Genomic DNA, 16,665 nt, shown 5'->3' with positions numbered 1-16,665 from the left:
GAGGATCGTCATGCAACCTTTCGCATATGCAGCGATGCTGGCCATCGTGGCGCCCGTCTCCTGGATGGTGTGGCTCGCCTTTACCGGAGACCGTGCTGGGCTGAGAAATATCAGGATGAACTTGGGGGTACGGGCGACGAGCACCGCCCAGCAAGCCCACCCCGGTGAGCGGCTTTCCGAATGGTCACGGCGGATTGCCCCGGTCGGCTATGTCGCGTGGCTAGACAAGCAGCTCGCAGGTGCGGGTCGTCCAAAAGAATGGCCGCTGTCACGCGTGCTCATGGTCAAGCCATTGCTCGCACTCGCGGGCGGCGTCATGGGGGTCCTGCTGTTCATGGTTGACCGCTCCGCCGGTCGTGTTGTCCTTGCGGTCGCGATCGTATTGCTCGCCTATTTCGTGCCGGACCTGTTGATCCGTTCCAACGCGCAGAAGCGCAGGGATGCCATCAGACGCGACCTGCCGAATTCCCTCGACCAGATGTTGATCTCGGTTCAGGCCGGACTCGGCTTCGAGGCCGCGGTGGCGCGTGTGGCAGCGAACGGCAAGGGTCCGCTGGCAGACGAGTTCATCCGGACCCTGCAGGACATCCAAGTGGGGCGCAGCCGCAAGGAAGCCTACGTGGCAATGTCGGAACGGGTCGATGTTCCGGATGTCCGCAGTTTCATCCGGGCTGTTGTCCAGGCGGACACCTACGGCATCGCGATCGCCAAAGTCCTCAAGGCCCAAGCCCTTGAGATGCGCACGAAACGCCGGCAACGAGCGGAAGAACACGCCATGAAGATCCCGGTGAAGATCCTTTTCCCGCTCATCTTCTGCATCTTCCCGACGCTGTTCATCATCCTGATCGGTCCTGCCGCCATGAACATCATGGCTGCGTTTTCCTAGAAGAACCGAGTGAAAGGCACCCATCATGAAAAGCAGACTCAACCGCCTGATCTCGTTCCTGGGGAGCGAGGGCGGCGCGACAGCCACGGAGTACTCAGTGATGACGGGCTTCGTTGCACTCATCATCGTCTTCGGAGTCGGGCTGTTCGGGACCGCCCTGAACGGCTACTTCGGTGACCTCACCAACGGACTGAAAGCCGCCCTCGGCCTCCCGTAACCCACCAACCACCTCAACCGGCCTGTCTGGGCAGGCACTGGAGTACCTCGACGCCACCTCCGGCAGCGGCTGGGCCTGCTGGAGGGAGGTACCCGATTTGGCACCCTTTGCGAAGGGGTGCCGCCATACCGACCACCCGGTACCCAGAGCCGCAGTGGTCACCCCGACCCCCTTCCGGTACCCAGAGCCGGGAGGGGGTCTCTACTTGGGGTTACTCCCGCTTCGCCCGGGTCAGCTCGGCCCGGGCCAGCAACTCACCTTCGGCGGGGTAGGCCACCTGTTCAAGGACCAGGGGATGCGGCGCGGCAAGCACTGACTTGGCATCGCGGACCCCGGCAAGCATGCGGTCGTGCATCCACTGCGGGGTTTCCAGCCCTTCCCCCACACGCAGCGCGCCGCCCACGAGGGCACGGACCATGTTGTGGCAGAAGGCGTCGGCTTGGACAGTGGCGACAATGACGCCGTCCTCACCGCGTTCGAACTCGAATGCCTGGAGTTCCCGGATGGTGGTCGCTCCCTCCCGGGGCCGGCAGTAGGCGCGGAAATCCTGCAAGCCGAGGAGCTCGGCCGCGGCACGGTTCATCAGTGCCTCGTCGAGCGGCGCCTTGTGCCACAGGGTCAGTCCCCGCAGAAGCGGGTCCCAATGCGAAGGGCCGTCGGCAATCCGATAGCTGTAACGGCGCCAGAGCGCCGAAAACCGGGCGTCGAAGCCCGACGGCGCCAGGCCGGCGTCGTGGATCTCAATGGCACCGTGGTGCCCCTCCAGGACCCTGCTGAGCGCCCCCCGCAACTTGCGCTGCAGAGCGGCCGCCGGCTCGTACAGTCCCCCGCGCGAGAGCCGGGACCATTCCTCTTCCGAAAGATCCACATGGACCACCTGGCCCCGGGCGTGCACGCCGGCGTCGGTGCGTCCGGCCACGGTGACCCGGACCGCACGGCGGATCACCAGCTCCAGCGCGGACTCCAGGCAGCCCTGGACGGTACGCAATCCGGGCTGCACGGCCCACCCGCTGAACGGCCCGCCGTCGTACGACAAATCCATCCGGATACGCAAGAACCCGCCGCCTCCGGAAACGGGGGCAGCGGGTTCCTGTTCGTTCATGGACCCAAGTCTATCGGGAAGAATTCAGCGAATTACTTCTCGTCCTTGGCGGCCTCTTCGGCCGGAGCCTCTACGGCAGCAGCCTCTTCGGCCGGAGCCTCTTCGGCAGCAGCCTCAGGAGCCTCTTCAGTCTCGACGACCTCAACAGCCTCAGCTTCCTCAGCAACCGGAGCAGCCTTTTCAGCGGCCTGGGTGGCTTCGGCTACAACAGCCTGCTTCGGGGAGAGCGGCTCGAGAACCAGCTCGATGACAGCCATGGGAGCGTTGTCGCCCTTGCGGTTGCCGATCTTGGTGATGCGGGTGTAGCCACCGTCGCGGTTCTCCACTGCCTGTGCGATGTCGGTGAACAGCTCGTGGACAATGCCCTTGTTGCTGATCAGGCCGAGAACGCGACGGCGGGAAGCGAGGTCGCCACGCTTGGCGAAGGTGACCAGGCGCTCTGCGTACGGCTTCAGGCGCTTGGCCTTGGTGACCGTGGTGGTGATGCGCTTGTGTTCGAACAGCGAAGCTGCCAGGTTCGCGAGCATCAGGCGCTCGTGAGCCGGACCGCCTCCGAGGCGCGGACCCTTAGTGGGGGTAGGCATAGTAATTTCTCCTGTAATGAAGGCCGTACTGGTCCGTCCGGGACCCGATGGCCAAGATCTGTGTTAGAGCTCGTCGTCGCTGAACGCGGCGTCGTCCTCTTCGATGGCTGCGGCGCGGGCTGCGAGGTCGAAACCGGGAGGCGAGTCCTTCAGGGACAGGCCCAGTTCCACCAGCTTTGCCTTGACCTCGTCGATGGACTTCGCACCGAAGTTGCGGATGTCCATCAGGTCAGCCTCGGAGCGGGCAACGAGTTCACCCACGGTGTGGATGCCCTCACGCTTGAGGCAGTTGTAGGAACGGACCGTGAGGTCCAGATCCTCGATCGGCAGTGCCATGTCGGCAGCCAGGGCTGCGTCGGTGGGCGACGGGCCGATCTCGATACCTTCAGCTGCGGTGTTCAGCTCGCGGGCCAGACCGAACAGTTCCACCAGGGTGGTGCCTGCGGAAGCGACGGCATCGCGCGGGGCGATGGCCTGCTTGGTCTCGACGTCGACAATCAGCTTGTCGAAGTCGGTGCGCTGCTCAACACGGGTGGCTTCCACGCGGAAGGTCACCTTCAGGACCGGCGAGTAGATCGAGTCGACCGGGATGCGGCCGATCTCGGAGTCGCCGGACTTGTTCTGAGCTGCCGAAACGTAGCCGCGTCCGCGTTCGATGGTCAGTTCGAGTTCGAACTTGCCCTTCGAGTTCAGCGTGGCGATGTGCAGATCCGGGTTGTGGAATTCGACGCCGGCCGGCGGAGCGATGTCCGCTGCCGTGACGACTCCGGGACCCTGCTTGCGCAGGTACGCGACAACCGGCTCATCGTGTTCGGAGGACACGGAGAGGTTCTTGATGTTCAGGATGATCTCGGTGACATCTTCCTTGACACCCGGAACCGTCGTGAACTCGTGCAGCACGCCATCGATCCGGATGCTGGTAACAGCGGCACCGGGGATGGAGGAGAGCAAGGTACGGCGGAGGGAGTTGCCGAGGGTGTAGCCGAAGCCCGGTTCCAGCGGTTCAATGATGAAACGCGAGCGGTTCTCGGAGACTACTTCTTCAGACAGAGTGGGGCGCTGTGCAATAAGCACTTAGGTTTCCTTTCGGCGAGCATCCGCTATATGACGCAACACAGGTGGTGGAAATCGGCTTGTTTCCGAAGCTGCCGGCCGTGCCCGTCGGACAGGAACACTGTCCGACGGCGGCACGGCCGGCCGCGGCGGAGTCAATTAGACGCGGCGGCGCTTCGGCGGGCGGCAACCGTTGTGGGCGCTGGGGGTGACGTCCTGGATGGAGCCGACCTCGAGGCCAGCGGCCTGCAGCGAACGGATTGCGGTCTCGCGTCCGGAACCCGGGCCCTTGACGAAAACGTCGACCTTGCGCAGGCCGTGCTCCTGGGCGCGCTTTGCAGCGGCTTCGGCAGCCATCTGGGCAGCGAACGGGGTGGACTTACGGGAGCCCTTGAAGCCAACCTCACCGGCGGAAGCCCAGGAGATCACAGCACCGGTCGGGTCCGTGATGGACACGATGGTGTTGTTGAAGGTGCTCTTGATGTGCGCCTGGCCGAGCGCAATATTCTTCTTATCCTTGCGACGCGGCTTACGTACCGCTCCACGAGTCTTGGGGGGCATGTTTTCTCCTACAGAAAGTTATCGGGGAAGACAACCGCTATTTAGCGGCCGGCCTTCTTCTTGCCGGCGACGGTGCGCTTCGGGCCCTTGCGGGTACGAGCGTTGGTCTTCGTACGCTGACCGCGTACGGGCAGGCCCTTGCGGTGGCGCAGGCCTTCGTAGCTGCCGATCTCGACCTTGCGGCGGATGTCGGCGGCTACCTCGCGGCGAAGGTCACCCTCAACCTTGTAGTTGCCCTCGATGTAGTCACGCAGCTGAACCAGCTCGGCGTCAGTCAGGTCCTTGACGCGAACGTCAGCGCTGATGCCGGTGGCAGCCAGGGTTTCCTTTGCACGGGTCTTGCCCACGCCGTAGATGTAAGTAAGCGCAATTTCCAACCGCTTTTCGCGGGGAATGTCTACGCCAGCGAGACGAGCCATAGTGGCGGTACTCCTTGAATAAACCGGAGGTCGTAGGCAGTACACCCACACGTTCAGTGTGGCCCCAGCCTCCGACCGGGGGTTCGCTGTCCGGGCTCTGTGTTGCTCAATGTCCCAGCGCAGCTTGTGCTGCCTTTATTTACTTGCGTGGGCACAGCCCAGGTTTGCCCTTGCGGGCGCCGGTTCCCTGGCGGGAATCAGCCCTGGCGCTGCTTGTGGCGCGGGTTCTCGCAGATCACCATGACCCGGCCATTACGGCGGATCACTTTGCACTTGTCGCAGATCTGCTTAACGCTCGGCTTGACCTTCATGGCGTTCCTTTGCGTGTTGCAGGTGGTCGGCTGGAACGGCTTGGGACTATGCCCCGCCGCCCAGCAATTTACTTGTAGCGGTAGACGATGCGACCACGTGTGAGGTCGTAAGGGCTCAGTTCCACCACTACGCGGTCCTCAGGGAGAATCCTGATGTAGTGCTGGCGCATCTTCCCCGAGATGTGTGCAAGAACGATGTGCTTGTTGGTCAGCTCAACGCGAAACATCGCGTTGGGCAGCGCCTCGGTCACAACGCCCTCGATCTCAATGACCCCGTCCTTCTTGGCCATATCCTCCGCTAACTGTTGTTTGCCGCAGTCCTTCCCAAGGGAATCCCTGCGGACGTTTTTGGGTTTTCGGTTGCCCCCGCCCGCCCACCGCAGGCCCGGAAATCCGGTTCTGTAAATGGGCGTGGCTGTGCAGACAACCAACAGACAACACTACGGCAAAGCGGGCCGAATGTTAAATCGGCTCATGCTAGCGCAGAGGCATCCCGCTGTCACCCCTGCCGCCCGTCCGTCCGGGCGGCGAACGCGGGGAACTCCCCTGCCGGCGTCGTGATGGTTTCCGCCGCGGCAACGCCGTCCAGGATCGCGAGGCGCACCGCTTCGGCGGCCGCGCTTTGCAGGGTAATCAGGGAAACCTGGCGCGCCTGCCCGCTGCTTCGGTCAAGGGCGACGGCGCCGGTTGCCAGCGCGAAGACGGTGTCGCCGTCGGCGAGGGTGTGGGAGGGGTTCAGTGCCCGGGCGATGCCTGCATGGGCCGCCGAGGCGGTCCGCTTGCATTCCGCCGGGTCCAGCACCGCATTGGTGGCGACGACGGCCAGCGTGGTGTTCGGCTGGGGTTTGCCCGGCGCCTGCGGCGCTTCCGCCCCGGCCGGCAAGCCGAGTGCGTTCACCACGGCGATGGCGCCGACCACCACGGGACCGTCCGGGGAGATGCCGTCGAGGGTGAGGGACGCCGTGCCTACCCCGCCTTTGAAGGCTCCCCTGCCGAGCACCGCACCGGTCCCGGCGCCGGAGTTCCCGCGCGCGACGTCGGCCTGCTCGCCCGAGGCGCCCGCCGCGGCTGCCGCTTCGTAGCCCATGTCCGCGCCGGGCCGGGCGGCAAAGTCGCCGCCGCGGCCGAGGTCGAAGATGGCGGCGGCCGGAACGATCGGCACCACGCCACCAGGTACCGGGAAACCGCGACCCTGCTCTTCGCACCAGCGTTGGGCACCGTGTGCCGCGGCCAGGCCGTAGGCGCTGCCGCCGGTCAGCACCACGGCGTCCACGGTGGGGACGAGGGTGGTGGGATCAAGGGCATCGGTCTCGTGGGTGCCGGGCCCGCCACCGCGGACGTCCACCGAGCCCACGGTTCCCGGCGGTGGCAGCACCACCGTGACCCCGGACAGCCAACCGCCGCCGACCTTCTGGACGTGCCCAACGCGGATTCCCGGAACATCGGTGATCTTGGATGCCATGAGGCCATTGTGCTCCACACCGGCGTGGAACTAGCGCGAACGTACAGTTTGCGGCCCAGGAATGCGCCCGCGATTCCGGGGCCGCAACTGTACGTTCGCGCTCCTCGTCAGCGGGTGGCGGCGCCCTCCGCGATGCCGAGCCGGGCGAGCGAGGCACGCAGGGCCCGGGCCGACTCGTGGATGAAGCGTTCGCCGTCGTACGGGACCGCCCGCAGTTCCGTCAGGGAGGGGGCCTCGCCGCGGTCCACGCGCGCTTGGTACCCGGCGGCCATTTCGCGGATGCGGCCCACTTCGGCCGGGGCCAGGTCAGGGTGCACGGCCAGCCATTCGGGATCGTCCAAGCCGATGGGCAGGTGCAGCGTGGGGCCCGCGTTCTCGATGGAGAGCGGCAGCTCCGGGTTGGCCTCGTGCAGGATGCCCAGTACGGTGTCCCAGTCAATGGAGCCTTGGCCGATGGGGGCGAAGACCCGTCCGAACACCCCGTCCTGCTCCCCCAGTACGAAGTCCCTCAGGTGCGTGGCGCGGGTATAGGGTGCCACACGCCGGGCCGCAGCCACGGGGTCCTCACCGCGCACCACCACGTTGGCAGTGTCGAAGGTGACACCCAGGACGTCCGGGCCCACGGATTCAACAAGCCGCACCACCTCGTAGCTGGTGATCTCCTCGTGGGTCTCGATGTTCAGGTGTACCCCGTGGTCGCGGGCGACCGGTGCGAGCAGCCGCAGGAACTTCTCGATCGCCACCAGCTGGTCCGGCCAGGGGGCGTCCGTGCGGAAGCGGTCGAAGACGTAGTAGCCGGGCATGCCGCGCTGGTAGTTGGCGCACGCCACCCACAGCTCCGTGACGCCGGCGGCCTCGTGGGCCGCCTCGATCATCCTGACCATGCCGCGGGTGTAGTCGCCGTCGCCCAGCCGGCGGACCTGGGGCGCCTCGGCGGCCGCATAGGGATTGACCTTGGCCAGGCCCATCTGCAGGTAGAGGCCCAGGTCATCGGCGCACGCCCGCACTTCGGCGAGCAGTCCACGGTCCAAGGTGGGCGAAACGTCCATCACGCTGCGGAAGTACACGCCTTCCATGCCCATCGCGTGGGCGCGTTCGAGGATCCGGACGGCGGAGTCCTCGGCCCCGTGGGGAATCTTGCTGCCATCGACACCAATACGCATTTTTCTTGTCCTTAGCTGGTTCTGGAAGTCTCGTGGTGCCCGCCCCGGGAACCGGTCGGACCGGTCCCCGCGGCGGGCGCGGTGCCGCTAGCGGCCCCAGTTGTAGAAGGAGAACGTGGGCGAGTACTCAAAGTGCTTGACCGAATGCGCAAGCACGGCCGTGAACTGGGCACGATAGAGGATGATGGTGGGCGAACTGGCCCGCCAGGAATCCACCAGCGCGTTGATGTACGGCAGCTGCGCATCAAGGTCGGAAGCGGCGTTGAGCTTGTCCATCAGCTCCGGGGTTCCGGGAATGCAGATGTGCTGGTTGTTGAAGGTGCTGCCGCAGGTCATCTTCTTGCGCAGCTCGTACGCGGCCACCACGCCGCCGGTTTCGAACAGCAGGGCCGACTGGTACTTGCCGGTGTTGAACCTGGTGGCGAACGCCGTGGGCGTCTGCGAGTCGATGTTCACGCGCACCCCGATGTCCTCCCAGGAGGCCTTGAGGATGGTCGCGAGAGTGGACACGCCGGGCGAGGACGGGTTGATCATGAGGTCGATCTGCGGATCCACGAGGCCCGATTCCTTGACCAGGGCCCGGGCCTTGTCCTTGTCCAGCGGCCGAGGGGCCGAACGCTGTGCGTCGAAGCCCGGGATGCCGGGGACGAAGGGGCCGTAGTAGCTGTCCGCGTAACCGTAGGCCACACTGGCCTTGATCTGTTCGTATGGCACGGCGTAGGTGAGCGCCTCACGCAGTTTCGGGTTGGCCGTGGTGCCCGAGGAATTGTCCAGGGACACCGTCACCGGCGCGAACGCCGGGGCGCTGGTGACCCGGCAGCAGTCCTCCTGGCTCAGCTGGTGAACCACATAGGGCGGCAGGCCCAGGGTCACATCGGCTTCCCCGCGGCGGGCCTGCAGCATCAGGGTGGGGATCGAGGTGATGAAGTTGACCCGCACCTCTGCTTCCTTGGCCGGTTCGCCGTAGTAGTTCGGGTTCCGGGTGAGGACGGCGTAGTTGTTGGCCACGTATTCATCCAGCACGTAGGGGCCGCTGCTGCTGGCGGTGTGCGAGGCCAGCCACTGGTTGGGCACGCCCTTCTGGTCCTCGCCGTGCTCCTTGATGACCTTCGGGTCATAGATCGAGCCGCGGCTCTGGGCCAGGGTCACCAGGATCGCCGGGTAGGCCCGGGAGAGTTCAAGGCGCACCGTCTGCGGGTCCACCACCACGACGTTGCTGATCAGCGGCGGGTCCGTCAGGCCGATCTGCAGGCCGAGGGCGCCGCAGCCGCCGATCGTGAGGTTGCGCATGATCGAGTAGCGCACGGCTTCGGCGTCCAGCGGGTTGCCGTTGGCGAACTTCGCCCCCGGGTGCAGCTTGAAGGTGTACGACTTGCCGTCCGGGGAAACCGTCCACGAGGTGGCCAGGTCGCCCTTGACCCGTTCGGGCTCGTTGACTGCCACCAGTGTTCCGTCCTTCTGCGGTTCCTCGTCGAGCCGGACCAGGCGGGCGTAGAAGTTGGTGGCGAAGCTGTTCTCGGCGCCTGCGCACACGAACGCGGGGTCGATGTTGGTCAGAGAGGCGGCCCAGTTCACGGTGAACGGCCGTCCGCCCGCGCCCGAGGACGCCGCAGGTTGGGCGCAGCCGGAGAGAACACCGGCGAGCAGGCCCACGGCGGCGAGCGCCGCCGTCGTCCGCTTCAGCAGCGCAGTCTTCGCGGCCGCCGTCCATTTCGGGAGGGTCAACATGTCACATTCCTTCCATGGCGTCGGCCGTGCCCGCGGTGGCGAGCGCCGCCGTCGTCCGCTGCTGGGCTACTGTCCGGTTCTGTGCCGCCCGGCGGCGGGCGCCCGGCACGGCGTCGAGCAATGCGCGGGTGTACGGGTGGGTGGTGTTGTCAAAGACGTCAGCGGACGTACCCGCCTCCACGATCTCCCCGGCGTTCATGACGGCGATGTCGTGGCTCATGAGCCGGGCCACCGCGAGATCGTGGACGATGAAGAGGTACGTCAGGCCGAGTTCGTCCTGCAGCTCGCTGAGGAGGTTGAGGACCTGGGCCTGGATGGAGACGTCCAGTGCGCTGACGGGTTCGTCAAGGACCACGAGGTCCGGGTTCAGGACGAGGGCCCGGGCGATAGCGATGCGCTGGCGCTGGCCGCCGGAGAACGCGAAAGGATAGCGTTGGGCCTGCTTGACGCTGATTCCCACGCGGTCCAGGACCTCGGAGACCCGGCGCGAGCGTTCGGCGGAATCGGTGACGCCGTGCACGATGAGCGGCTCTTCCACGAGGTCCGCCACGGTGAAGCGCGGGTCGAGGGAGCCGTTCGGGTCCTGGAAGACCATCTGGATCCGCCGGCGCATCCTGCGCATCCCGGCCTTGGACAGGGTGGTCAGGTCGACGCCGTCGAACTCGATCAGCCCGCTGTCCGCCGCCGTGAGGCCCATGACACAGGCCGCGGTGGTGGACTTCCCGCTGCCGGACTCCCCTACGAGGCCCAGGGTCTGGCCGCGGTGCAGTTCGAAGGAGACATCTCGCAGGATCCGGGTGCGGTGCCTGCCGCCGATGCCTTTGGCATAGGACTTGTTCAGCTTCTCCACCCGCAGGAGCGGGGTGGCGCTTGCGATGTTCATGCTGTCTCCCCTTGGGGGTCGTAGGCGAAGTGGCAGCGCACGACGGCGCCATTGGACAGGGTGCGGGGCTGCGGCCTTTCGACGGCGCAGCGCTCTTGGTCCCGGCCGATCGGGCAGCGCGGAGCGAAGGGGCAGCCAGGTTCGTCCACCGAGAGGTCCGGCGGCGAGCCGGGAATGGCCGGCAGCGCGCCGCGCCGTGCGGTGGCGGGGTCGATGACGCAGTCCAGCAGGGCCTTCGAGTACGGGTGGCCCGGCGAGGCGAACAACGCCCCGGTGCTGGTGCATTCGACGAAGCGCCCGGCGTACATGACATTGACGCTGTCGCAGAGTTCTTCGACGATGCCCAGGTTGTGGGTAATCATCACCAGGGCGTTTCCGCGTTCATCGCAGATCTTGGCCAGCAGGTCCAGCACCTGCGCCTGGGTGGTGACGTCCAGGGCGGTCGTGGGTTCGTCCGCGACCACCACGGAGGGATCGTTGGCGATGGCCATGGCGATCAGCACGCGTTGGCGCATGCCGCCAGAGTACTGGTGCGGGTAGTCGGAGAGCCGGCGGGCCGCGTCGTTCACGCCCACCTCGCCAAGCAGGTCGGCGGCCATCTTGCGGGCGGCCTTCACCGAGACGTCCTGGTGCACCCGGATGGTTTCGACGAACTGGCTGCCAATGGTCTTCAGCGGATCCAGTGCGGCCATCGGGTCCTGGAAGACCAGGCCGATGTCCTTGCCGCGGACCTTGGAGATCCCGGCGTCGTCCAGGCCCACGATCTCCTTGCCGTTGAGCCTGACGCTGCCGCCGACCACGCGGCCGGGCGGGGGCACGAGGCCCATCAGGGACATGGCCATGGCGGACTTGCCGGAGCCGGATTCGCCCACGATCGCCAGCCGTTGCCCCTTGCGGAGGTCGAAGGAGACGTCGCGGACGGCGTGGACGGTTCCCACGGCAGTCTCGAAGTCGGTCCGCAGGCCACGGACGCTGAGCACGGGGTCGTTGCGCTCGGGGTCCGGGCCGCCGTCGACCGTCAGCCGGGGTACAGGAAGGGAGGGTGCATTGCTTTGCATCAGCGTGCTCCTACTCGGGTGCGGGGATCGGCTGCGGTCATGAGGATGTCGGCCAGGAGGCTGACCACCACGTAGAGGACGGCCGCCAACAGGAGCACGGCCTGGACCACCGCGAAGTCCTTCTGGATGATGGCGTCGGCGGTCATGGAGCCGATGCCGGGCCAGCCGAACACCTTCTCCACCAGGAGGCTTCCGGCGAGGAGGTCGGCGAAGAGGAGGGAGGCGGCAGGCAGCAGGGACAGCAGACCGTGCGGCGCCACGTGCCGGTTGTAGACCGGGAAGCGGCGCAGGCCGTGGCTCTGGGAGACGGCCACGAAGGTTTCCCGGAGGGTGCCGCGCAGCTGGTTGCGGTAGAGCCGGCTGAGGAAGGCGAACGGGCCCAGTGCCACGATGGTCGCCGGCAGCAGGAGGTGCCACGCCGCGTTGGCGAAGGTGCCCCATCGTCCGGCCAGGAGGGAGTCCACGGTGAACATCCCGGTGACGTTCGGCGGCTTGAGCATTCCGGGCGACAGCCGGCCTTCCGGCCCCGGGAAGATCCCGAGCTGGATGGAGAAGACCATCAGGGCCAGCAGCGCGATCCAGAACGGCGGCGAACCCATGGCCAGGGAGGAGGCGAAGCGAACGGCCTGGTCCGGCCACCGCCGTCGCGAATAGACCGCGAAGCTTGCCGCGAGCACGGCGGCGACGATTGCGATGATCACGGACAGCAGGCCGAGTTCGAGCGTGGCGGGAAGCCGCTGCCCGAGGAGCGTGCCCACGCTGTTGCCGGTGCTGTACGAGAATCCGAAGTCGCCGCGGAGCAGGGAGCCCATGTAGTTGCCGTACTGGACGAAGAGGTTGTCATCCAGGCCCATGGACTTGCGCAGGGCGGCGATGGTTTCCTCGGTGGCGGTGTCGCCGGCGATGGCCCGGGCGGGGTCGCCGGGGACCTTGCGGAGCAGGACGAAGGTGAAGATCGAGGCCCCGAAGATGGTGGCCAAGGCAACGCCGAGGCGTTTGAGTACGGTGCTGGTCATCGGATCCTCACTTCGCCTGGGTGAATTCGCCGCGGGGGTCCAGGACCTCACGGGCCCGGTCCGCGATGACGGTGGTCAGGGTGACGGCGATGAGCAGGCCGAGGCCCGGGAAGCCGGCGATCCACCACTGGCCGGTGAGGAAGAACTGCTGGCCTTCGGTGATCATTTCGCCCCATTCAGCGGTGGGCGGCTGGGCTCCGAGTCCGAGGTACCCGAGGGCGGCCAGGGACAGCACGGCGGCACCGAACACGGCCGCCATCTGCAGGATCATGATCGGCACCAGGTGCGGGAGCACATGCCGGAACAGGACCCGGGCGGGGTGGGCGCCGATCGCCATGGTGGAACGGATGAAGTCCTGGCCGTACAGGCGCATCACTTCGCCGCGGAGGGTCCTCATGTACCAGGGGAAGGAGTGCAGTGAGAGGCCGATGACGGCGGCGGTGACGCCCGGCTTGAGCGCCATCGCGATGGCCATGGCGAGCAGGATCGCCGGGAAGCACAGGATCGAATTGCTCAGCCAGGTGAAAAGGGTGTCCACCCAGCCGCGCATGGAGCCGGCCAGGAGGGCGGTCACGCAGCCCACGATGGCCCCGATGAGTGCGATGGTGAGGCCTGCGAGGATCGAGGTCTGTCCGCCGGCGAGGAACCTGGACATCACGTCGCGGCCGGTGTCGTCCGTGCCCATCGGGTGCGCGAAGCTCGGGCCCTGGAGGACTGCGCCGAGGTTGATGGCCTCGGGCTGGACCCGCCAGAACAGCGGGCCGAGGAGTGTCAGCACCACAAGGGCCGCCAGCAGCGACAGGGCCAGGGTGAGCCTCCTGTCCCGTTTGAGAAAGCTGGTGAAGGGCCGGCGCCTGGCCGGGACAACGGCCTGCGGAGCAGCTATTGCTGTCATGAGAGTCCTTCCTCTCCGGAGAGGATCGTGGCCGGGGCAGCAACTCCGGCGCCGATCGATGTGAGGATCCGCCGCAGCGTTGCGGCGCTGTGGAGCAGCTGTCGACGGCGTTCGGCAGGGGCGGGGTCTTCGTCCCAGTCGGCGAGGGGCGGGATGCCGCCGCGCGCCACGCCGTCGTGCGTCAGGGCCCCGAGGCGGGCCAGCTGGCCGAGTCCCGGGGCGTCAAGGTGGGGTTCGTAGCGGAACCATGAACGGTCGAAAACGGGGGTGTCGAATTTTCCGCGGTGCTGTTCGAGGGTGAAGTCGCGCACCCCGGCGGCCAGCAGGCTGCCGAGGAGCTCGTCCCAGTCGAGGACGCCTTCGCCGAGGGCGCGCAGCCGGCGCCGGTAGCCGTGCGGCACCGCGAAGAGCACCAAGTCCTCCAGGTGGGTCATGCGGGTCAAGGGGCCGAGGGCCGTGGCGACGGCGTGCGGATCTTCGCCGCGGACCACGGGGTTGGCGACGTCGAGCCCGATGCCGAAGACCGCCGGATCGAGGCCCTGCACCAGGGACAGCACCTCCCCCGAAGCGAGGTCCTCGTGGGTCTTGACGTTGATCCTGGCCCCGGCATCCCCCGCCGTCGTGGCGAGGGATTCAAGGTTTGCCAGGATCAGCCGGAGCTGCGCGGCGTGGTCCAGGAAGCGTCCTTGCTCCACCAGGCCTTCCCGCACGGAACGGGTGTAAACGAAGAACTCCTTGATGCCGAGTTCCAGGCCCCGCGCCAGGGCGCTGCGCAGTTCCCGCCGGACGGCGGCCGGTTCACCCGCCGGCCCCGCGCAGCCCAGTCCCAGGTGGAGTTCGACGCCGGCGCGCCGGGCTTCCGCCGCCACCTCGTCGAGCAAGTCCTCGCTTTCGCCCGCGAGTTCCGCGGCGATGTTGTTCAGGACGACCAGCGTGAAGCCGTCGTCGACGGCCTGGCGGAGTGAATCAAGCAGCGGCAGCTGCTCCATTCCGGGGTAGCGGGTGAATTGGATGCCGAGTCGAACGGCGGGGAATTCCCTGTCTTCGGGAGACCTCGAGCCAGGAAGCATTTCTGTGATCTGGGTCATGCGGCTAAACTTACACTCGTAAGACGTCTTACGAAAGAGTGGATTTTCACCCAGCCATGTGAGACGCTTCGTGGACGTAGGAACCAGAGGGGGCACCATGGCGGTGAACGGACGGCGCAGTGTGGTCGACGAAGCAATCGATGACATCCGTCAGCGGATTCGGCAGGGCGAGTGGGGCCTGGGAGACCGGATCCCGCCCGAACCCGAACTGGGCAAGGCTTTGGGACTGAGCCGCGCTCCTTTGCGCGAGGCACTGCGCGCGCTGGTGCACGCAGGCCTGCTCGTGACCCGGCAGGGCGACGGCACCTTTGTGGCCGCCGTCGACGAACAGGAGATCGCCCTCCGAAAGGGCTTCCAGGACGCCGACCCTTTCGAAGCGGTCGAGGTCCGGCGCAGCCTTGACGTGCCCGCGGCGGCCCTCGCCGCGCAGCGGCGGGACAAGGCCGACCTGGACAAGCTCGAGGACGCACTCCACCGCCGTCGTGCTGCCGCCGAGGCCCGCGACGACGAGGGTTTCCGGGCAGCCGACATCGACTTCCACCGCGCCGTGGTGGACGCCGCGCACAACCAGCTGCTGGCCGGGATCTACGGCTCCCTGGCCGCGAACATCGACGGCGCCTGGACCTCCGCAGCAGGCCTCGACCGGGCAGCGCACGCAGGGCATGACAACCACGACGATCTTTTCGAGGCCATCCGCGACGGCTCCGTGCAGGACGCCATGCTGGTGGCCGGGGCCATCCTGGACAACCAGGCACACGACTTGGAGAACAAATGATCACACGCGTCAAGGCCGCCTTCGTGATCGGCTATGCCGACGGCGACCACTGCATCCTGCCCGATGCAGAACTGGTCCACGAGGACGGGACCATCCTCTTCGTCGGCCGGGACTACTCCGGCACGGTGGATGTGGAGATCAATGCCGGGCAGGCCGTCGTCTCCCCGGGCTTCATCGACCTCAATGCCCTGGCCGACATCGACCACGCCATCTTCGATTCCTGGCCGGACGCGTCCCGCCGCCTTGGCCTGGTCTGGTCCGAGGCCTACCTGAAGGACCACGGAGCCGTCTTCACCCGCGAGCAGGCCCGCTTCCGCCGCGAGTTCGCGCTCTCCCAACTGGTGCGCAACGGCATCACCACGCTCATGCCGATCGCCTCGGAGAGCTACCACGAATGGTGCGAGGACTACCAGGACATGGCGGACACCGCCGAGGCCGTTGAAGCCCTCGGCATCCGCGCCTACCTCGGCCCGAGCTACCGCACGGCCGTGCCATATACGGACGGCACCCGCGTGCTGCTCCACGAAGACGAACGCCGCGGCCTGGCCGGGCTGGAGGATGCCGTCCGCTTCGCGCAGGACTACGAAGGCCGGGCCGGCGGGCTGATCCGCACCGCACTGCTGCCCGCCCGGATCGAGACCCAGACCGAACAGACGCTGCGCCTGACCCGCAAGGCCGCCGACGAACTCGGCATCCCGGTGCGCCTGCATGCCGCCCAGGGGCTCTTCGAAATCGAAACCATGATCTCCCGGACCGGCAAACGCTCCCTGCCGTACCTCGCCGATCTCGGCTTCCTGGGCGAACGCACCTTCATCCCGCACGCCTGGACCGTGCCGGGGCACCCGCTTATGCCTGAGGCTTTCGGCGCTGGGGACGACCTCGCGCTGCTCGCGGACTCCGGCACGAGCGTTCTGCTCTGCCCCATCCCGATGGCACACTACGGCGGCATGCTGGACAACTACGATTCCTACCGCGGGCGCGGCATCCGGATCGTGCTGGGCACGGACTCCGCCCCGCCGAACATGATCCGCGCCATGGACCTGGCCATGGGCATGACCAAGGCCATCACCGGAAACCGCACCAGCGCCCAGGCCGCGGACCTCTTCCGCTCCGCCACGCTCGACCCGGCCGAAGCGCTGGGCCGCCCGGACCTGGGCCGTCTCGCCCCCGGTGCGCAGGCCGACTACTTCGTGCTGGACCTAAGCGGCGAGCACATCGGCCCGTACGGCGACCCCATCCGCACCATGGTGATGAACGCCGACGGCCGCGACATCACGCGCGTGGTAGTTGCCGGAAGCACGGTGGTCGACGACGGCGGGATCGCCACCGTGGACACAAGCGGCTACCGCGAGCGGGCCCAGGAATTCCTGGAACTCTACATCGCCTCGCTGAGCGTTTCGGACCACGCCCGCCGGTCCACCGAAGAACTCCTGCCGCCGAGCTTCCCGCTGCGCTGACAACGAA

19 protein-coding genes are annotated in these 16,665 nt (G+C 66.9%); 4 read left to right on the top strand and 15 right to left on the bottom strand.

Translation table 11 applies throughout. From position 1 onward, the window contains the following. The first annotated feature begins 10 nt into the window (after nucleotides 1-10). Together DWV11_RS18455 and DWV11_RS18450 are read left to right on the top strand one after the other, a co-directional pair. Nucleotides 11-886 carry a type II secretion system F family protein gene (locus tag DWV11_RS18455; protein WP_115790351.1) on the top strand — a complete coding sequence of 292 codons (876 nt, stop codon included), beginning with the start codon at nucleotides 11-13 and terminating at the stop codon, nucleotides 884-886. A 25-nt stretch (nucleotides 887-911) separates the two neighbouring features. After that, complete coding sequence (locus DWV11_RS18450; RefSeq protein ID WP_115790350.1) at nucleotides 912-1,103, top strand: Flp family type IVb pilin; 192 nt, start codon at nucleotides 912-914, stop codon at nucleotides 1,101-1,103. A 211-nt stretch (nucleotides 1,104-1,314) separates the two neighbouring features. Here DWV11_RS18450 and DWV11_RS18445 read toward each other — a convergent pair whose 3' ends face one another. The 15 genes from DWV11_RS18445 to DWV11_RS18375 form a co-directional block, all read right to left on the bottom strand. Further along, complete coding sequence (locus tag DWV11_RS18445; RefSeq protein WP_115790349.1) at nucleotides 1,315-2,205, bottom strand: tRNA pseudouridine synthase A; 891 nt, start codon at nucleotides 2,203-2,205, stop codon at nucleotides 1,315-1,317. Between the two features lie 32 nt (nucleotides 2,206-2,237). Then, nucleotides 2,238-2,789, bottom strand: coding sequence for a 50S ribosomal protein L17 (rplQ, locus tag DWV11_RS18440; RefSeq protein WP_115790348.1), 552 nt, complete (start codon nucleotides 2,787-2,789; stop codon nucleotides 2,238-2,240). 63 nt (nucleotides 2,790-2,852) lie between these two features. After that, a complete protein-coding gene (locus DWV11_RS18435) occupies nucleotides 2,853-3,863 on the bottom strand; it encodes a DNA-directed RNA polymerase subunit alpha (RefSeq protein ID WP_011692778.1) in 1,011 nt (336 codons plus the stop codon). A gap of 138 nt (nucleotides 3,864-4,001) precedes the next feature. After that, nucleotides 4,002-4,403, bottom strand: coding sequence for a 30S ribosomal protein S11 (rpsK, locus tag DWV11_RS18430; protein ID WP_021472435.1), 402 nt, complete (start codon nucleotides 4,401-4,403; stop codon nucleotides 4,002-4,004). Between the two features lie 41 nt (nucleotides 4,404-4,444). After that, on the bottom strand, nucleotides 4,445-4,822 hold the full coding sequence (rpsM, locus tag DWV11_RS18425; protein WP_074587766.1) for a 30S ribosomal protein S13: 378 nt from the start codon (nucleotides 4,820-4,822) through the stop codon (nucleotides 4,445-4,447). Between the two features lie 197 nt (nucleotides 4,823-5,019). Beyond that, the gene (gene rpmJ / locus DWV11_RS18420) at nucleotides 5,020-5,133 is read right to left on the bottom strand and encodes a 50S ribosomal protein L36 (RefSeq protein WP_011775570.1); all 114 of its coding nucleotides are present in this window, start codon (nucleotides 5,131-5,133) and stop codon (nucleotides 5,020-5,022) included. Between the two features lie 68 nt (nucleotides 5,134-5,201). Beyond that, entirely contained in the window at nucleotides 5,202-5,423 is a 222-nt protein-coding gene (gene infA / locus DWV11_RS18415) for a translation initiation factor IF-1 (protein ID WP_009358723.1), read from the bottom strand. A 209-nt stretch (nucleotides 5,424-5,632) separates the two neighbouring features. Then, entirely contained in the window at nucleotides 5,633-6,595 is a 963-nt protein-coding gene (locus DWV11_RS18410; protein WP_115790347.1) for a P1 family peptidase, read from the bottom strand. 107 nt (nucleotides 6,596-6,702) lie between these two features. Further along, complete coding sequence (locus DWV11_RS18405; protein ID WP_115790346.1) at nucleotides 6,703-7,758, bottom strand: sugar phosphate isomerase/epimerase family protein; 1,056 nt, start codon at nucleotides 7,756-7,758, stop codon at nucleotides 6,703-6,705. Between the two features lie 87 nt (nucleotides 7,759-7,845). Further along, nucleotides 7,846-9,486 (bottom strand): ABC transporter substrate-binding protein, encoded by a 1,641-nt coding sequence (locus DWV11_RS18400; protein WP_115790345.1) that lies wholly within the window; start codon nucleotides 9,484-9,486, stop codon nucleotides 7,846-7,848. Nucleotide 9,487: 1 nt separating this feature from the next. Next, a complete protein-coding gene (locus tag DWV11_RS18395) occupies nucleotides 9,488-10,369 on the bottom strand; it encodes an ATP-binding cassette domain-containing protein (protein WP_115790344.1) in 882 nt (293 codons plus the stop codon). Next, nucleotides 10,366-11,427, bottom strand: a complete 1,062-nt coding sequence (locus DWV11_RS18390) for an ABC transporter ATP-binding protein (RefSeq protein ID WP_115790343.1) — start codon at nucleotides 11,425-11,427, stop codon at nucleotides 10,366-10,368. Before DWV11_RS18390 ends, DWV11_RS18395 begins: the two co-directional genes overlap by 4 nt. Beyond that, nucleotides 11,427-12,443: an ABC transporter permease gene (locus DWV11_RS18385; RefSeq protein WP_115790342.1), complete on the bottom strand. Its 1,017-nt coding sequence runs from the start codon at nucleotides 12,441-12,443 to the stop codon at nucleotides 11,427-11,429. Before DWV11_RS18385 ends, DWV11_RS18390 begins: the two co-directional genes overlap by 1 nt. A 7-nt stretch (nucleotides 12,444-12,450) precedes the next feature. Next, entirely contained in the window at nucleotides 12,451-13,338 is an 888-nt protein-coding gene (locus tag DWV11_RS18380) for an ABC transporter permease (protein WP_115790341.1), read from the bottom strand. Next, entirely contained in the window at nucleotides 13,335-14,426 is a 1,092-nt protein-coding gene (locus DWV11_RS18375) for a sugar phosphate isomerase/epimerase family protein (protein WP_168404761.1), read from the bottom strand. The genes DWV11_RS18380 and DWV11_RS18375 overlap by 4 nt, the downstream gene beginning before the upstream one ends. A 97-nt stretch (nucleotides 14,427-14,523) precedes the next feature. On the opposite strand from DWV11_RS18375, the gene DWV11_RS18370 reads away from it, so the two are divergent. Both DWV11_RS18370 and DWV11_RS18365 read left to right on the top strand, forming a co-directional pair. Next, nucleotides 14,524-15,201, top strand: coding sequence for a FadR/GntR family transcriptional regulator (locus DWV11_RS18370; protein WP_115790340.1), 678 nt, complete (start codon nucleotides 14,524-14,526; stop codon nucleotides 15,199-15,201). Further along, on the top strand, nucleotides 15,198-16,658 hold the full coding sequence (locus tag DWV11_RS18365; protein ID WP_115790339.1) for a chlorohydrolase family protein: 1,461 nt from the start codon (nucleotides 15,198-15,200) through the stop codon (nucleotides 16,656-16,658). Before DWV11_RS18370 ends, DWV11_RS18365 begins: the two co-directional genes overlap by 4 nt. The last annotated feature ends 7 nt before the right edge of the window (nucleotides 16,659-16,665 follow it).

It is taken from the genome of Arthrobacter silvisoli, from assembly GCF_003369445.1.
In the GTDB taxonomy this organism is placed as follows: Bacteria; Actinomycetota; Actinomycetes; order Actinomycetales; family Micrococcaceae; genus Arthrobacter; species Arthrobacter silvisoli.
The sequence above is the reverse complement of the archived record's forward strand: the minus strand, read 5'-3'. Positions and strand labels throughout refer to the sequence as shown.

Bases quoted from the DNA above. Each gene is read 5' to 3' on its own strand.
- DWV11_RS18455 (WP_115790351.1), top strand. From the start codon at position 11: ATGCAACCTTTCGCATATGCAGCGATGCTGGCCATCGTGGCGCCCGTC.
- DWV11_RS18450 (WP_115790350.1), top strand. From the start codon at position 912: ATGAAAAGCAGACTCAACCGCCTGATCTCGTTCCTGGGGAGCGAGGGC.
- DWV11_RS18445 (WP_115790349.1), bottom strand. From the start codon at position 2,205: ATGAACGAACAGGAACCCGCTGCCCCCGTTTCCGGAGGCGGCGGGTTC.
- rplQ (WP_115790348.1), bottom strand. From the start codon at position 2,789: ATGCCTACCCCCACTAAGGGTCCGCGCCTCGGAGGCGGTCCGGCTCAC.
- rpsK (WP_021472435.1), bottom strand. From the start codon at position 4,403: ATGCCCCCCAAGACTCGTGGAGCGGTACGTAAGCCGCGTCGCAAGGAT.
- rpsM (WP_074587766.1), bottom strand. From the start codon at position 4,822: ATGGCTCGTCTCGCTGGCGTAGACATTCCCCGCGAAAAGCGGTTGGAA.
- rpmJ (WP_011775570.1), bottom strand. From the start codon at position 5,133: ATGAAGGTCAAGCCGAGCGTTAAGCAGATCTGCGACAAGTGCAAAGTG.
- infA (WP_009358723.1), bottom strand. From the start codon at position 5,423: ATGGCCAAGAAGGACGGGGTCATTGAGATCGAGGGCGTTGTGACCGAG.
- DWV11_RS18410 (WP_115790347.1), bottom strand. From the start codon at position 6,595: ATGGCATCCAAGATCACCGATGTTCCGGGAATCCGCGTTGGGCACGTC.
- DWV11_RS18405 (WP_115790346.1), bottom strand. From the start codon at position 7,758: ATGCGTATTGGTGTCGATGGCAGCAAGATTCCCCACGGGGCCGAGGAC.
- DWV11_RS18400 (WP_115790345.1), bottom strand. From the start codon at position 9,486: ATGTTGACCCTCCCGAAATGGACGGCGGCCGCGAAGACTGCGCTGCTG.
- DWV11_RS18395 (WP_115790344.1), bottom strand. From the start codon at position 10,369: ATGAACATCGCAAGCGCCACCCCGCTCCTGCGGGTGGAGAAGCTGAAC.
- DWV11_RS18390 (WP_115790343.1), bottom strand. From the start codon at position 11,427: ATGCAAAGCAATGCACCCTCCCTTCCTGTACCCCGGCTGACGGTCGAC.
- DWV11_RS18385 (WP_115790342.1), bottom strand. From the start codon at position 12,443: ATGACCAGCACCGTACTCAAACGCCTCGGCGTTGCCTTGGCCACCATC.
- DWV11_RS18380 (WP_115790341.1), bottom strand. From the start codon at position 13,338: ATGACAGCAATAGCTGCTCCGCAGGCCGTTGTCCCGGCCAGGCGCCGG.
- DWV11_RS18375 (WP_168404761.1), bottom strand. From the start codon at position 14,426: ATGACCCAGATCACAGAAATGCTTCCTGGCTCGAGGTCTCCCGAAGAC.
- DWV11_RS18370 (WP_115790340.1), top strand. From the start codon at position 14,524: ATGGCGGTGAACGGACGGCGCAGTGTGGTCGACGAAGCAATCGATGAC.
- DWV11_RS18365 (WP_115790339.1), top strand. From the start codon at position 15,198: ATGATCACACGCGTCAAGGCCGCCTTCGTGATCGGCTATGCCGACGGC.